General features: G+C 47.2%; 12 protein-coding genes and 1 pseudogene. 3 read left to right on the plus strand and 10 right to left on the minus strand.

The genetic code is table 11. From position 1 onward, the window contains the following. The first annotated feature begins 62 nt into the window (after nt 1-62). Nucleotides 63-467 carry a winged helix-turn-helix transcriptional regulator gene (locus tag ABN764_RS19965; protein ID WP_021255478.1) on the plus strand — a complete coding sequence of 135 codons (405 nt, stop codon included), beginning with the start codon at nt 63-65 and terminating at the stop codon, nt 465-467. Nucleotides 468-640: 173 nt separating this feature from the next. Here the strand turns inward: ABN764_RS19965 and ABN764_RS19970 are convergent, their stop codons facing one another. From ABN764_RS19970 to ABN764_RS19990, 5 genes are all read right to left on the minus strand, one after another. Continuing rightward, on the minus strand, nt 641-1,168 hold the full coding sequence (locus tag ABN764_RS19970; RefSeq protein WP_446672866.1) for a DUF4241 domain-containing protein: 528 nt from the start codon (nt 1,166-1,168) through the stop codon (nt 641-643). A 234-nt stretch (nt 1,169-1,402) separates the two neighbouring features. Beyond that, nucleotides 1,403-2,752 (minus strand): Nramp family divalent metal transporter, encoded by a 1,350-nt coding sequence (locus ABN764_RS19975; protein WP_446672867.1) that lies wholly within the window; start codon nt 2,750-2,752, stop codon nt 1,403-1,405. Nucleotides 2,753-2,969: 217 nt separating this feature from the next. Beyond that, nucleotides 2,970-4,184 (minus strand): NupC/NupG family nucleoside CNT transporter, encoded by a 1,215-nt coding sequence (locus ABN764_RS19980; RefSeq protein ID WP_446672868.1) that lies wholly within the window; start codon nt 4,182-4,184, stop codon nt 2,970-2,972. Nucleotides 4,185-4,285: 101 nt separating this feature from the next. Further along, complete coding sequence (locus ABN764_RS19985) at nt 4,286-5,242, minus strand: nucleoside hydrolase (RefSeq protein ID WP_446672869.1); 957 nt, start codon at nt 5,240-5,242, stop codon at nt 4,286-4,288. After that, nucleotides 5,242-6,195 carry a nucleoside hydrolase gene (locus ABN764_RS19990; protein ID WP_446672870.1) on the minus strand — a complete coding sequence of 318 codons (954 nt, stop codon included), beginning with the start codon at nt 6,193-6,195 and terminating at the stop codon, nt 5,242-5,244. The genes ABN764_RS19985 and ABN764_RS19990 overlap by 1 nt, the downstream gene beginning before the upstream one ends. A gap of 435 nt (nt 6,196-6,630) precedes the next feature. On the opposite strand from ABN764_RS19990, the gene ABN764_RS19995 reads away from it, so the two are divergent. Further along, nucleotides 6,631-7,176 carry a hypothetical protein gene (locus tag ABN764_RS19995; RefSeq protein ID WP_446672871.1) on the plus strand — a complete coding sequence of 182 codons (546 nt, stop codon included), beginning with the start codon at nt 6,631-6,633 and terminating at the stop codon, nt 7,174-7,176. A gap of 113 nt (nt 7,177-7,289) precedes the next feature. Here the strand turns inward: ABN764_RS19995 and ABN764_RS20000 are convergent, their stop codons facing one another. From ABN764_RS20000 to ABN764_RS20010, 3 genes are all read right to left on the minus strand, one after another. Next, on the minus strand, nt 7,290-8,429 hold the full coding sequence (locus ABN764_RS20000; RefSeq protein ID WP_446672872.1) for a beta-ketoacyl-ACP synthase III: 1,140 nt from the start codon (nt 8,427-8,429) through the stop codon (nt 7,290-7,292). 162 nt (nt 8,430-8,591) lie between these two features. Further along, nucleotides 8,592-9,818 (minus strand): RtcB family protein, encoded by a 1,227-nt coding sequence (locus ABN764_RS20005; protein WP_446672873.1) that lies wholly within the window; start codon nt 9,816-9,818, stop codon nt 8,592-8,594. A gap of 44 nt (nt 9,819-9,862) precedes the next feature. Continuing rightward, on the minus strand, nt 9,863-11,422 hold the full coding sequence (locus ABN764_RS20010) for a limonene hydroxylase (protein ID WP_446672874.1): 1,560 nt from the start codon (nt 11,420-11,422) through the stop codon (nt 9,863-9,865). Nucleotides 11,423-11,622: 200 nt separating this feature from the next. Between ABN764_RS20010 and ABN764_RS20015 the strand changes: the two genes are divergently transcribed. Further along, entirely contained in the window at nt 11,623-12,096 is a 474-nt protein-coding gene (locus ABN764_RS20015; RefSeq protein WP_072732187.1) for a GNAT family N-acetyltransferase, read from the plus strand. A 112-nt stretch (nt 12,097-12,208) separates the two neighbouring features. Here the strand turns inward: ABN764_RS20015 and ABN764_RS20020 are convergent. Together ABN764_RS20020 and ABN764_RS20025 are read right to left on the minus strand one after the other, a co-directional pair. Next, nucleotides 12,209-13,108 (minus strand): annotated as a pseudogene (locus ABN764_RS20020) (SDR family oxidoreductase). Between the two features lie 644 nt (nt 13,109-13,752). Continuing rightward, nucleotides 13,753-14,703: an ABC transporter permease gene (locus tag ABN764_RS20025; RefSeq protein WP_021255492.1), complete on the minus strand. Its 951-nt coding sequence runs from the start codon at nt 14,701-14,703 to the stop codon at nt 13,753-13,755. Nucleotide 14,704 lies beyond the last annotated feature (1 nt).

The following is a 14,704-nucleotide window of genomic DNA, read 5'->3' on the forward strand; positions in this document are numbered from 1 at the left end:
ATTACAAAAGTAGGCACTTTTTGGTGTCCAGGATACTTCAAGGTGCATAGGAGGGAGATCATTTGACATCTTCACCCACAACAAAGCACCCTGACATCTCGTTGGCAGGTTGCGGCTATAGCAGAGTACTTGAAATCATTTCGAACAAATGGACTTCACTCGTCATTTATGCATTGGAGAACGGAAGCATCCGATATGGGGAAATGGGAAGGAGAATCGAGGGGATCTCCAAAAAAATGCTGACGCAGACAGTACGGAAGCTGGAACGGGATGGACTGGTTCAACGACATATTACACCAACCGTGCCTCCAGCCGTTGAATACTCGCTAACGCCCCTAGGCGAATCCTTGCTTCAGCCAATGAAAGAGCTGAGGCAATGGGCAAGGGCTCATTATGCAAGTGTCGAAGCGTCAAGAGCTGCGTATGATCTGGCGAATGAAAAAGCCCCTCAATCTTCCACAAATTAAAGTTATATAAATTATAGCTGGAAGATTCGTAAGATAAAGATATGAAAAAAACAAGCATAATGACGTTCCATCTCCTTCGGAATATCATTATGCTTGCTCTTTGTTAGCTACCCTTACCCATTAACAGCAGACATTTCACGATAACCCGTTCAAGTAGTTGCTGCCGTTGTTTCTCATGAATCTGCGTCTTTAATGAAAATAATCTTAATTCCTATGATCTGACTTTGCCCATTGACAGCATAATACGCCGCATACGCTCCATCGCCAAATCCGGTACGAGAAACAACACCACCATCCAGCACACCGGCCTCTTCACCGCTCTCTGTAATATCGCAGCAAGCGTAATACCATTCGCTGTCCGTAACATTGGGTTCTATACTATCTGCTTCGGCATCCGGAATTCGATACTTGCTCACGTCAAAGATTCCAGCCTGTCCGCTATCTACACCTACAATGAAGTTCCCTTTCACCCATTCAAGGGTCTCCAGCTTATCGGCAACCGAGCTATGACAAGCAATGAGCTTGGCACAAGCTTCTCCCCAATCTTGTACCTCCGTCTTGCTTACATATGCGCTCCATGCTCCATTCAGCACGTTGTCCAGCACACCCATAATGATCGTATTCTCATTCAAGTCATAGCATGGATCGGATACAACCAGTTTCCCGGAGGTGATTTCAAATTGCCCTAATGATTTGTACATCGTTTCTCCTCCCTCAAATTTCTCTATGTGTATATTGTTATTACGTCATATATTCGATACTTGCTAGGCGTATCCTTTTCAAAAGGACATGAGGTAGAGACTGACTCATTCGTCCTTTCTACTATTTCTTTTTTTCTCCTCTATGCAACCTAAACGCAAAGAACCCGAGAGGGGCACGCTTTATCGTGTCCACCACTCGGGTTCTTAGGCTTGCAGCATTCATGTTATGCAATATTATTGGAATGTCGTAATAATAAGCCAGATATTGAGAATCGTTAATACTACGGAAGTGACCCAGGCAAGAATAACGACCCATAATTTATTTTTAAATTCGCCCATCAGTTTCTCATCGCTCGTAAAGAGGGTCAAAGGAATGATGGAAAACGGCAATGCGACACTTAAAAATACTTGCGAATAAATCAATAATTTCTCGACAACAGATTCCGTACTCCCGAACACGAGAATACATACAACGACCGGTATAATGGCCACAAGACGAGTGATCATCCGTCTAGCCCATAGCGGCATTTTCATATGGATGAAGCCTTCCATGACGATCTGCCCAGATAACGTCCCCGTAATCGTTGAATTTTGGCCTGACGCCAGCAGGGCGACGGCAAACAATACGCTCAGTACAGGGCTGGCAATCGCACCGACAATCGAGCTGTCATTCAGTGCACGGTATAACTGCCCCAATGTATCCAAGGAACCACTGTAACCGAAGAACAAGGATGCACCTAGAATAAGCAATAAGCAGTTCACTACAAACGCAACAGTTAGCTGTATATTGGAGTCGATCGTCGCAAATTTGACCGCTTCTTTGAGCGATTTCCGATCTCCACGATCATATTGGCGTGCCTGCACAATCGACGAATGCAAGTATAAGTTGTGTGGCATTACCGTGGCACCGACGATGCCTAGCGCGATAAACAATGCCCCATCATTAAATACGATCTCCGTTCTTGGAATGAACCCTCCAAGCATTTGAGCCACATTCGGCTGAGCAATAATGACTTCATACAGAAAAACAACAAGTATCGTTGCAATCAAGGTAACGACGATGGCTTCAATTTTCCGAAAACCAAACCGCGCTAATATCAATAGTAAAAATACATCAAGTACGGTAATAAATACACCAACGAGCAAAGGGATATTGAACAATAAATTCAGCGCCACCGCACTGCCGATAACCTCAGCTATATCTGTAGCCATAATGGCCAATTCAGTAATCATCCATAGGACGAAGCCCCATTTTTTGCCCGTTTTCAACCGGGTTACTTGCGCCAAGTCCATTCCGGTTACAATCCCTAATTTCGCAGACATACTCTGCAGCAGCATTGCAATGAGACTGGAAATGAGAATAACCGACAGCAGCAAATAACCAAACTGCGATCCACCTGCAATCGAAGTAACCCAGTTTCCAGGGTCCATATATCCAACTGCAACTAATGCGCCTGGTCCGGAGTAAGCCAGAAGTTTTCTCCAGAAACCTGCATTTTGCGGTATCGGAACCGTATTATTTATTTCCTCTAAGCTAGAACCATTTTGTGTTTTATGAAAGAATCTTCCTTTTCCGGATTCCATAATCAGCCCACCTTTTTTCCACTCCCAAAAATGTTTCTCTACATCAACTTTTAATCATTTTATACTTTTTTCTGAAAATTTCAAGTGTTAGACATGCTTCCTGCCACACTTTTTATATGAAAAGGGCGGCCGTTCCCTGTGTCAATCCAGAGAAGCGACCGCCTCTTATCCTAACGATATGTTATTGTTATTTGGCTAGTAGCCCCGCACTCTCACGCTACACGAGCATACCCGCAATTGCTGCACTCATCAGGTTCGCTAATGTTGCTGCAATGACCGAACGGAAGCCCAGCTCAGCGAGATCTTGTCTGCGGGAAGGAGCTATTCCGCCCAAGCCGCCAATGAGGAGCGCGATAGCTGCCAAATTGGCGAAGCCGCACAGCGCGAAGCTGATGATGACTACGCTCTTCGGAGACAGACTTGCAATCTCAGGCGCAAACGAAGTGTACGCGACAAATTCGTTTAGCACGAACTTTTGCCCGATGAAAGAACCCGCCTGCAGCGCTTCGCTCCATGGAACACCGATCAGGAAGGCAATCGGCGCGAATAGGTAGCCTAGAATTTGCTCCAGCGTCAGTGCCTCAATTCCGAACACGCCGCCACACCAGCCGATGATCGTGTTCACTAGGAAAATGAGCGAGATAAACGCCAGCAGCATAGCTCCTACGCCGGCAGCGATCTTAAGACCGTCCGCGGCACCGCGAGCAGCCGCATCAATCACATTTCGGGACTCGGTATCTTTAACCATGTTAACGCGTTCTACTCGAAGATGATGCTCGGTTTCTGGCATCATGATCTTGGCCATCAACAAGCCGCCCGGTGCACCCATGAATGCCGCCGCAAGCAAGTATTCAATCGGAACGCCAAGCATTGCGTATCCGCCTAGAACGGAACCGGAGACGCACGCCAGACCGCCGACCATAATCGCGAACAACTCCGACTTGGTCATTTTCTCGATATAAGGCTTAACGACAAGCGGCGCTTCGGTTGGACCGAGGAAAATATTCGCTGCCGCTGACATGGATTCCGTTTCGCTCGTCTTGAGCACTTTAGACAGAAATCCGCCAATGATTTTCGTTGCCCACTGCATAATGCCGAGGTAATACAGAACTGCGATTAAGGAACAGAAGAAAATAATGATCGGCAGCACCTGCAGTGCGAACGTAAAGCCCGCCTTCTCTGCCCCGAGTATTCCGCCGAACAAGAACTGAATACCCGCATTCGTGGAATCAATGATTGCCTGAACGACCGAAGACAGGTAGTTCAACATCTTCTTGCCAAACTCCCACTTCAATACGATCAATGCAAAAACGAACTGAATCGCGAACGCGCCAATGACCGTTCTCGGATTAATCGACTTGCGATTTTTAGATAACGCCAGTGCGATAACGAAAATACCTAAAATGCCTAGAAGCCCCCAAATGTATTGCATAAACAGATCCTTTCTTCATCGAGTCTATGACCAAGATTGTTATAGCGAAAGGGTCGGATAGACCTCTTCATTTTCACTTGTATGAATTCGAATATTCTATGTTAGTTTATGGATTTTAATACATCAACTAGCATTCCCTTAAACGCATCGCGATCGATCGCTTCACATACACGAACATTGCGCGTGCGCTCCAAGCGATTATTGATGTCGACTAGGCTGTAGCCTCTTGTCAGCTCGCCCACCGTCTCTACATCAACATGATAAAGATGAGAGTTCGTCATAATCGACTCATCTGCCGCAACTGCGGCCAGCAATGTATCTGGATGCGTTGTACCATTCAGACGGTGAACGGTCTTGTTGAAGCGCATGACGACCTTGTTCACGTCCTTGAAGAATTTCGCACCCTTTGTGCCGAGCTGCTCGATCTCCGCATGATCGTTGTCGTCCATGATGGAATATTGCGTGCACATTTCCCAGCCAACCATCGTGATTGGAATGCCTGAGTGAAGCACGATCTTAGCCGCTTCTGGGTCAACATAGAAGTTGTACTCTGCCGTCGGTGTAATGTTGCCGAGCGCATTGTTCGTGCCGCCCATAATATACAGATGCGGGATTAACGGTATAATCGTCGGGTCCTTCTTGATCGCCATCGCAATATTCGTCAGCGGTGCAATCGCCAGCAGATGGATTTCTCCAGGATTGTTATGCACCGTATCAATTAAGAAATCAACCGCATGTCCAGTTGCAGGGGATTGAATCGCCTTTTCGAAAAAGGAATCGCCCATCCCGTCCTTGCCGTGAACATCCTCAACAGTACGATGCTCTTTGTGTCCCAGTCCCATAATTGGACCTTCATATCCTTTGTACACCGGAACCTTGCCGCTATGTCCTGCAACCTGAACCGTATACAGTGCATTTTCCACCTGTTGATCGAACTGCACATTACCGCCTGTAATCATAATGCCTTCGACTTGGAAATAGTGAAGGGCCGTTAAGATCGCGATTGTATCGTCTCCTGCTGTGTCGGTATCAATAATGACGCGTTTCTTCTCTGACATTATGACTCCCTCTTCTCTGTTGCTTTTTTCGCTAGGTCTGTCATGTAATCGAAGAATGCATCGCGGTCTACATCGTATACGACCTGTACCGGACGACCGTCTGCCGTTTCTACCGTACGGCCTTGGCTAGCACCTTCGGTAATTACCTTGCTATTCACCGTCTGTACCTTCACAAGATCGTTCTTGCCAACGAAGGCAGTCGTTAATACATCCCACAGATAGTACGTCGAGTTCGTAGAGAAATGAACGAGCGGCGGCACCATTGCGTAGCATTGACCGAGGAAATCCACCCCGATATGCTTGCGCTCTGCAGCCCAGCGTTCACGAACATCCAATGTAAGCGGTACTTGGTTCGTGCTTTCCAGCGCTACGAGATCAATCTCGATTCCGCTCTCCCACACGCGAGCAGCAGCATCCGGATCCCAGAATACGTTCCATTCTGCTGTTCCATCATGCTCAGGCTCATGCACATTACCCGCTTCGCGGAATGTACCGCCCATCCATACAAGGCGTTCTACCTTCTCTTCAATTGTTGGATCCATATCTAATGCGCGAGCAAGATCAGTCAGCGGACCTGTGAATAATAAGGTCGTCTTGCCTTCCGTTGCTCGCAGCGTATCAATAATGTGTTCATGTGCCGGCTTGTCCGCAACCGGAGTTACGACCTTGCCAGATTCATTCAAGAGCGGCAGAGCATCCACGTAGAATGCATGCATGCGCCAGTCTTTCGGGAAAGGATTTTTCCCACGAGAATTAGACGCGGCTACATCTAGCCCGCCTGTTCCGAAGCGATCAATGATTTTACGGCTTGCAAACATCGCTGGTTCTAAGTAGCAATCCGCTGGAATAACGGATACACCTGTCAACTCAACGTTATCCATTTGCAATAACAAAAACAAAGAAATCAAATCATCAACGCCGCCATCGTGGTTAAAATAAATCTTTTTCTTCATCTTGTCTCCATTCCATACATCAACACTTCATGTGAAGTAAATGTATTCTATGTTATATCCGTACAAAGTGTCGCAAAACCGAACAAACAAAAATGATTTTTATCGTATTATTCGGATTCCGTTATAAATAATACTAAATTTTCTTTTAAAAATATATAGTTAAAAGAAAAAATTATTCGATTCTAAAGTATTAATAGGGAGAATTGTCACTTATTCCTATCTAACAACGATACTTCCTCTCCCGGTCCCGTACATCCCTCGCTTTATTGCAAAGAAATGTCCTCACCGCGAAGAGAGGACATTCGTACTTGATCTATCATAATAGAAAGTATAGGGAAATAAAATCAACAAAGTTTCTGACTCCATTCTGCCGATTACATATATAGTATTGTCTGATTCCTAAAACCTAATCCTCCTACGAAAGGAGAACAAATTGTGCAGCAGCGTCCATCTAGAACGCCAGTAAAACCTATTAACAGAACCACAGTGAAATCACCCAGCAGAACAGCAGCGACTGACAGAAATCGTAGAACTCGTGAGCAGCCCAGAACGATTCGCCCTGCTTCGAGCAACCCACAATCAGGGAAGCCGACAAAAGTGACAGAACTTCCTAAGACATCGACCAGCAAACCTGCTGCTAAACCTGTCTCACCTTCCAAGGCTCCCGTAAATAGACAGGGTCAAGCAGTTGCTTCCCTTATGTTCAGCCTACTTGGTATCCTGTCTTTTCTATACATATTGAAACATTTGAACGAGGTGATCAAGTATAACTCCATATTCTCGTCCGAACTGAAGCCCGTCATGATCACATCCTTTATCTTGAATATAATTGGATTTTCATTAGGAATCAGAGCGAGACATTCTGCGCGAGGCGGAGGGATAGCAATCGTTGGGGCGACATTTGCTTCGATTCCTCTCGGCATTTGCGTGGTTATTCTCCTTGTATTTATCCTGAAGTTGACGGGTGTCCAACCTCTATGAGGGGAGCGCTCCCCCTTGTCGTACTTCTGAAATTACAAAAAGAGAGAGTGGCTCCCCACTCTCTGCCTGCCTACTTGATGATCCATTTATCTAGAAATGCCATCTATCCAATTCTATTCTTCGACCGAAGGCCCAACTACTGTCAGCATCATAATCGAGGTTTGGAATCTACCGCTTTCGGGAACGATGCACAGCACTTGCTGCCCTTCCATTAGATGTCCCTCATTCATGAGCTCCTCCAGCATAATGTATATCGAAGCGGAAGCCGTGTTTCCCTTTGTATATAAATTCGTAAACCATTTCTCTGCTGGTATTGATACCCCGCCCTGCTCCAACAACCGGAATATCTCATCTCTGAAAAAATGCGAAGAGTAGTGGCAAACCATCCAATCGATGGTCTCAGGTTCAATCCGGCCTTCCTGCACCAGCTCCAAAAATCGACGAACACCTACCGTCGTGATTTCATTAACCAGTCTGACGTCTTGCTTCAGATTTAGCGCCCCTTGATCCGCCGCTTCATGAATGGATGCATAATCAAGCCAGGAAGATATTCCACTGTCCTTATCCATACCCGAATACATGCACACGTCATACTCATTTGCATAGGACTTATTATCAATCCATTCGATGCGCAGCGATAACCCCTTCGCGGAGGGCTTGTCTTGCAATATAGCCGCGCCTGCACCATCCGACAGCATAAATCGCAAAAAGTCCGTGTCGAACGGCACACGCCCATTGCTATGTACAGACTGCGCTTCAAACTTCGTATGCTTAAATTCACGGCTCAGAAACTCACTGGCACAGGCGGCTGCTGCTTCTTGTTCGCCAGATTTAATTTGTAAGTACGCATATTTAAGTGCCTGCATACCGCTAGCACACAAACCCGAATGCGAGGATATCTCCATTACTGGCAAGCCCGCTTCGGCATGTACCATACTCGCAAAACCAGGAAGAAGCAAATCGGCTCTCGTCGATCCCGTTGCTAGGAAGCCAATATCCTGTTCTGCTATGTTTTCATTTCGTTCTAGTGCATCTCGTATTGCTAGAGCAGCCATTTCTGCGTTCGTATATAAGCTCTGTTGTTCTTTATTCATTGCGTAGTAGCGATATTTTATCTGATTCTTTTCAAGGATGATCCGCTTGGTCTTTGAGGTCTTACCACCAATTTTGCCTAGATAATCTTCAATTTCATCATTACTAACCGGAGAGCCAGGAAGGAATTTACCTATACTTGTTATATAGACTTGATTCATGAAGCACCTCCATAAAATATGATATATTTCTTGATTATCATAGAATTTAATTAAATTGTAAAGTATTGGATTTTTGCGAACAACAAAAAAAGAACGCTCTATTCCCGTATCAGAGCGTTCTTCTTTCATTTTACTTTTCAAATGTATGCTACTACACGCTAACTAATCCTTATACGGATCGAACTCATCTGCTCCGGCCATACACACGCCGATCGGCTTTAATGTGTGCATCACTTCGATCGTTTCTGCATGTGCATCCAATACTTCCCGCAGCTTCCGATACACAAACGGACTCTCGTCCGTGCCCGCTCCGCGCAGCTCTACGCCGAATGTGCGCACGGCCTCCATCATTTGCTCTGTCGTAATCTTGCCTCCGCTACGAATGCGGGTTTTCCAGTTCATTTTGCCTGCAGCTTGCGTCCGGCTCATGATCCGTCCCGCGCCATGAACGGTGCTGTAATAAGCATCCCTATTTTCTATGCTATCCTTGCCTTTCACAATTACCGATATGTCGCCCATACTGCCGCCGATAAAGCCGACCTGCCCCGGTGCGGAAGGAGTCGCCCCTTTACGGACAACCATGACTTCCTTGCCGTTATGTGTTTCTTTCCAAGCATAGTTATGGTGATTGTGCACCTCAAGATCAGCATCCGTACCCAGAATCGCCAGCACTTGCTCGATTACGTAATCCCGTCCTGCATAGGCATATCGCCCAGCCAGCTTCATGGCACGGTAATACATATCTCCAACCTCGCTGCTCAGATCAAGCAGGATAGGAGGCTGATCCATCTTCTCTCCTGGAGCACTGGCAAGGAACTCCCGTCCGACAGCCAGATTCATGAATCCGCTCGCCGACTTATGCCCGAATCCTCTGCTCCCGAAATGATTCGCAACCCATAGGCGTCCCGTCCCTACTTCCTCGAACAAGTCTACAAAATGATTGCCGCTTCCGACGGTACCAAGCTGATTGCGAGCCAATGCTTTCAGCTTGTCATGCTCCTGCTTGCCAATCGCTTGATAGACGTTCCAGTCCGGATCATCGAAGAGATCGTGATCCACTTTCTCATTATTGACTCTCCCCATCCCGAAGGAGATTTTGCGGGCGATTTTGTCCATGATTTTAGGCAATCTAGGCTTGATTTCTTCTGCTGTCAAATGAGTACGGACTGCTTTGTTCCCGCAGGCAATGTCATACCCGACACCTGAAGGCGAGATTTGCCCGTCATAGACTACGACCCCGCCAATCGGCTGACTGTATCCTTTATGATGATCCGCCATCAGCAGGGCTTGAACCACATTACCCGTCTTAGCGCACATTTTCGCTTGCGCAACGGCGCTCTCCTCCGGGTTGCCCCACACACGTACGCCATCTATATGTTGATATGCCATATATTCCTTCAACTCCAGGTAAAATATGATTTCTATTCTTACATTCAAACGCCTTTTGCTTCTCGCAGCGCACAAATTCGTTCTCTTACCGATTCTTCCGTCTCTACTTCTAACGAATGAATGACCGCCCCGATGAGCTGCTCACCCCATGAAGCAGCGTCCCAGCCCTCCAATGCCCGCAGCGCCATATTCCGATTGCGAACGACAGGACTGCTTAGACCCGCCTTAATGAGCCTCTCTCCAATACCAGCGAATCGCTCCAAGCTCTGCAAGATGCTATTTAAGCATTGATGCGCAATATACTCTTTCCCAAGCCCCATCTCATCCCCCGGACCTGTAGCGATATGCTGCAGCGGCAGGTGTTCCTCTGCGAACTGAACCAGCTTCTGAATTCTGCTCGGGTCTTCCGATTTCATGAGCTGCAAGTAAAGGGAATCCTGCAGTGGATCCTCCGCCAGCTGATGATAAAGGTTTTCCCAAATATCTATCCCTAGCTTCCCTGCGCATGCTATGCCGTAATAGCGATTCACCGATTCGCTCGATTCAATTGCATCCAGCACGTTCCCCTTCCATTTCGACTGGGCAATGATCACTTGAACTGCTTCTATCGTATCGGTTCTAAGCTGCTCCGTCCATCCTGCAGACATTCGCTCGTTCCATCTCTCCTCATCTTGGGCTAAGAAGTCGTGCAGACGGAACATAACCGATAGATGCTTGACCGTGGAACACATTTCTCGCGCCAATCTTACATAATCCGATAACACTTGTGGAGCATACTCATAATCATCGATATCCTCTGCGGGGCCTCCATTTAACAAAGCTTCAATAATATCCGTCGCACCTTCATACAATTCGTGGTCAACCTGCTCGACGGATAGCGCCCCCTGCAAGCCTCCATTTCTCGCACATATGCATGCCAAATATTCATCCATAATATTGTTCTGGCATCCATAGCGCAGCAGCCAATCTCGAATTTCCTGCGTCGCCGGCTCCAGCCTCTCAACGAGATGAATTTTCCCCCAACCATGAACATGCTTGGCTAATTCCCACAGCACCTCGTTGCTGTCGTCCATTCCATTCCGAATCGCGACTGCCGTATACAGCGTGAACTCATCATGCCTACCGAGCGTTAGAAGCAGCTCCTTCACGTGTTCATTTTGGAAAAGACCGAGCAGCGCAATACCGAACTTTACGACATTGCGATGTGCCCCATGCTCAGCGAGCCATACCGCTTCATGGAATACGGGCTCTGGTCGTATATCTGGATGAGTACGTACCTGCTCCAATATATCGTCAATCATGCTGCTTATTTGAGCCGTAGCGAGCTTCATATACAGTGCCTTTCGCGTAGCATGCTTCATCTCTCTAGATTGCTTCACCAGCAATTCGACGATTTCGTCTACCTCTTCCTCCCGCTCACTACCAGCTGCATGGTGACTGAGCACTCCGTCCAAAGCACCTGATGCCCATCGTAACTTGCTGTCAGCCCAGAATTCGTCGTCATCCGGCAAAGAGCCATTTACTGACTCCCCTTGATCTCGTATGTATGAATAAATGGAAGGTCTCCCCTTCCATGGTGCCGCTTGGTCAAAAGAAATAATCATCGTACTGTTCCCCTTTCCCGATACGTTCTTCTGCCTCTATCTTCGCTTAATTCCAATGCAATGAACATGGTAAAAGTATTACGACATCTATAAACCCGTTCTTTTATGCGATGCAATCTTGCGACCACAGAATATATACAGCTCCCTTTCTTAATTCATGGTAAAATTTATCTATTATTCGCATAAGTGAGGTGCTGAGTATGAACATTCGTGCAGTGAGAACGTCCGATTATACGAGCGTGCTTTCTGTTCTTAATGATTGGTGGGGTGGCAGAAATATGTCTGATATGCTGCCAAAATTGTTTTTTGTCCATTTTCAACAAACGAGCTTTATTGCAGAACAAGACGGGGAAATGATCGCCTTCTTAATTGGGTTCGTGTCGCAAACCTACCCGAACGAGGCCTATATCCATTTTATCGGTGTTCACCCGAATCATCGAAAGTCCGGGATCGCGAAAAGGCTGTACGAAACGTTCTTCGATACCGTACGGCAATACGATTGCGACACCGTCCGCTGTTTGACTTCACCCGTTAATACGACTTCGATCGCATTTCATACGCGGATGGGCTTCCGAATCGAAGAAGGAGACGGCGAGATAGATGGGGTGCCCGTACATACGAACTATGACGGAAGAGGCGGAAGCAGAGTGCTGTTTGTTACCTCTATCAAGTAAATCCTCCATTAAATAAGCGCCATAGTTCGGATAAATGACAGCCGTTTCCCAGTACATACCGAGAAACGGCTTCCTACTTTTTGTTGACGATAAGCATCGCGTACGCTACTACTTACACCTCGGTGGCTCCATCCTTCGGCGGGACGGATATCCCCTGTTCTGCCGCTCTGCTCACTGATTCCCACGCTTCCCAAGTCGTAATACGCTCCTTATAAGTGTTTCTGGCGATATCAAAAATCGCGCTTCCCAAAATAAGCCGCAAAGGCGGATTCTCGCTATCCACCAACTTCATAAGCGCTTCGGCAGCCAATGTAGGATCGCTATCTATCGAACTTTCCGCATACTGTTGGGCTAGCTCTTCTCGAAGAGAATGGTAAGCCTCTAATGGCTGGCTATAGCGCATCGTGCTGTATAAATCCGTCCAATACCCGCCCGGCTCCACGAGCGTCAACTTCACCCCAAAGTGGGCTGCTTCCTGCGCCAACGCTTCGCTTAGGCCCTCTAGTGCAAATTTGCTTGCACTATACATGCCTGTCATTGGACCTGAGATTACTCCCCCTATGCTGGAAATTTGAATCAAATGCCCTGACCGCTGCTCACGCAAGTAAGGGAATACCGCCTGAGAAACTCATAGCGCCCCGAAAAAATTCGTTTCCATGAGATCTCTTGCATCGGCTTCGCTCAGTTCCTCGACCATGCCTAACGTCATCGTGCCCGCGTTGTTCACGACAATATCAAGACGCCCGAAATGCTCTACCGCCGCCTTTACGGTTGCAAATACAGATTCCCGCTCCCGGATATCAAGCCGTAAAAATAGCAGTGCATCTTGGTATTGCTCTTTCAGTGATTCTAACTTCCCGACGGTTCTGGCGACGGCTGCAACCTGATCTCCTGCTTCTAGCGCAGCATTGGCAAATGCATAGCCCAGCCCCTTGCTGGCGCCCGTAATCAGCCACACACGTCTCTTCTTATTCTTCCGATCTTCAGGATTGAACAGTTCCTGTGTTGTCATAGGAAATCCCCCCTAAACCAAAATAAAAAAACACAGACAAATGCTCTGCCTGTGCCAACTATAATCGGGTAGGAATATCCCTGTATAAGTCCATGTTTGAACAGCGCCAAAGAAGCCCTCGATAAAAAAAACGCAGGCAAATCCTCACGACACTCGCCAAGACATGAACTAGACGGCATATGGACAGACTTATCCCGATTGCTCTGCTGACAGGCAGAGAAACAAAGAACCAATGAATGCAATTTGCATGGTTGGCTTATCGGGAACAATCTATCACACATAACCCTCCGTTCCTGTTAGATACCAATACTGTAGCAAAGACGTCAGGAAATTTCAACCAAATATAAACTAACTAACTAACTAACACCATCAACATTGCCTTTATCCTGACCAGTCTTCATGTTCCGTTTGTTAGGGCAGCACGCTCCCTCCATTATACCTGCCAAGGATGAACAGAAACGCGGAATTTTGACCTGTTCACTTAGAGGAGCTTAGGGAACTGTGTGTAGTTTAACAGATGATTCGAATATAGACTTTCTAATTAAAAAATCCCCTCCAGAAGGTATTGGTTGCTCCAATTACCTCTGAGGGGATGCTATCTATTTTATTATACTTTCTTCACATGGACGAAATCGAAATAAGCTCTATCTTTTCCCCGGATCGTACGGCTCTCCGAGTGCGGTTGGTCCGCTCGTACGCCCAACTGCGAAGAGCAGCACCAGCAAGGTCAACAGGTAAGGAAGCATGTAGAACACTTCGGTCGGTATCGTCTTCGCCCAATCATAGATGACAACCTGATCCTTGAGCGCTTGGGCAAATCCGAAGAAAATAGCTGCGCCAAACGCCCCTATTGGGTTCCACTTCCCGAAGATGACCGCGGCAAGGGCAATAAAGCCTTGACCGGAAATCGTGCTCTGCGCGAAGCTGCTGTTCGCCGTTAAGGCGACCGTTGCGCCTCCTAGGGCAGCGATGGATCCCCCAACCAGAATGGATAACGTACGAAGACGATTGACCTTCACACCTGCCGTATCAGCAGCCCCAGGGTGTTCCCCAACCGCGCGCATCCGCAAGCCAAGCGGTGTCTTATACATGACGAACCATACCACGAATACACAAATATAAGCGATATAGGTCGTTGGATATGCCGTAAAGAATGCTTTTCCGAAGAACGGAATGTCACTCAACAATGGGATGGACCATTTAAAAAACACCTCAATGATCGGCGTCTCCGCTGCTCCATCGAACAAGAGCTTGACCATGAAGAACGTCGAGCTCGCCGCCAGCAAGTTGACGACAATCCCGCTGATTACCTGATTTGCTTTAAATTTTATCGAAGCAAGTGCATGAATGCCGGAGAAGATCAGCGTGAAAATCATGGCACCGAGGAGACCTAACCAAGGCGAAGCACCGCCAAGCCCCGCACTCTCCGCATAATGCGTCGTAACCGCAGCAGCGAAGGCTCCCGATATCATAAACCCTTCAAGTCCCAGGTTAATAACACCGGTACGTTCGACGATCACCCCGCCGAGTGCGGCAAAGATCAATGCCGTGGCAAACACGAATGTTCCATTCAATAGATTGGCTAGAATATCCATG

It is taken from the genome of Paenibacillus wuxiensis (genome assembly GCF_040195695.1).
In the GTDB taxonomy this organism is placed as follows: Bacteria; Bacillota; Bacilli; order Paenibacillales; family Paenibacillaceae; genus Paenibacillus_B; species Paenibacillus_B suaedae.

What these genes read in the sequence shown, in the direction of transcription:
- ABN764_RS19970 (WP_446672866.1), bottom strand. Translation starts at nt 1,168, where the DNA reads ATGTACAAATCATTAGGGCAATTTGAAATCACCTCCGGGAAACTGGTT.
- ABN764_RS19975 (WP_446672867.1), bottom strand. Translation starts at nt 2,752, where the DNA reads ATGGAATCCGGAAAAGGAAGATTCTTTCATAAAACACAAAATGGTTCT.
- ABN764_RS19980 (WP_446672868.1), bottom strand. Translation starts at nt 4,184, where the DNA reads ATGCAATACATTTGGGGGCTTCTAGGCATTTTAGGTATTTTCGTTATC.
- ABN764_RS19985 (WP_446672869.1), bottom strand. Translation starts at nt 5,242, where the DNA reads ATGTCAGAGAAGAAACGCGTCATTATTGATACCGACACAGCAGGAGAC.
- ABN764_RS19990 (WP_446672870.1), bottom strand. Translation starts at nt 6,195, where the DNA reads ATGAAGAAAAAGATTTATTTTAACCACGATGGCGGCGTTGATGATTTG.
- ABN764_RS20000 (WP_446672872.1), bottom strand. Translation starts at nt 8,429, where the DNA reads ATGAATCAAGTCTATATAACAAGTATAGGTAAATTCCTTCCTGGCTCT.
- ABN764_RS20005 (WP_446672873.1), bottom strand. Translation starts at nt 9,818, where the DNA reads ATGGCATATCAACATATAGATGGCGTACGTGTGTGGGGCAACCCGGAG.
- ABN764_RS20010 (WP_446672874.1), bottom strand. Translation starts at nt 11,422, where the DNA reads ATGATTATTTCTTTTGACCAAGCGGCACCATGGAAGGGGAGACCTTCC.
- ABN764_RS20015 (WP_072732187.1), top strand. Translation starts at nt 11,623, where the DNA reads ATGAACATTCGTGCAGTGAGAACGTCCGATTATACGAGCGTGCTTTCT.
- ABN764_RS20025 (WP_021255492.1), bottom strand. Translation starts at nt 14,703, where the DNA reads ATGGATATTCTAGCCAATCTATTGAATGGAACATTCGTGTTTGCCACG.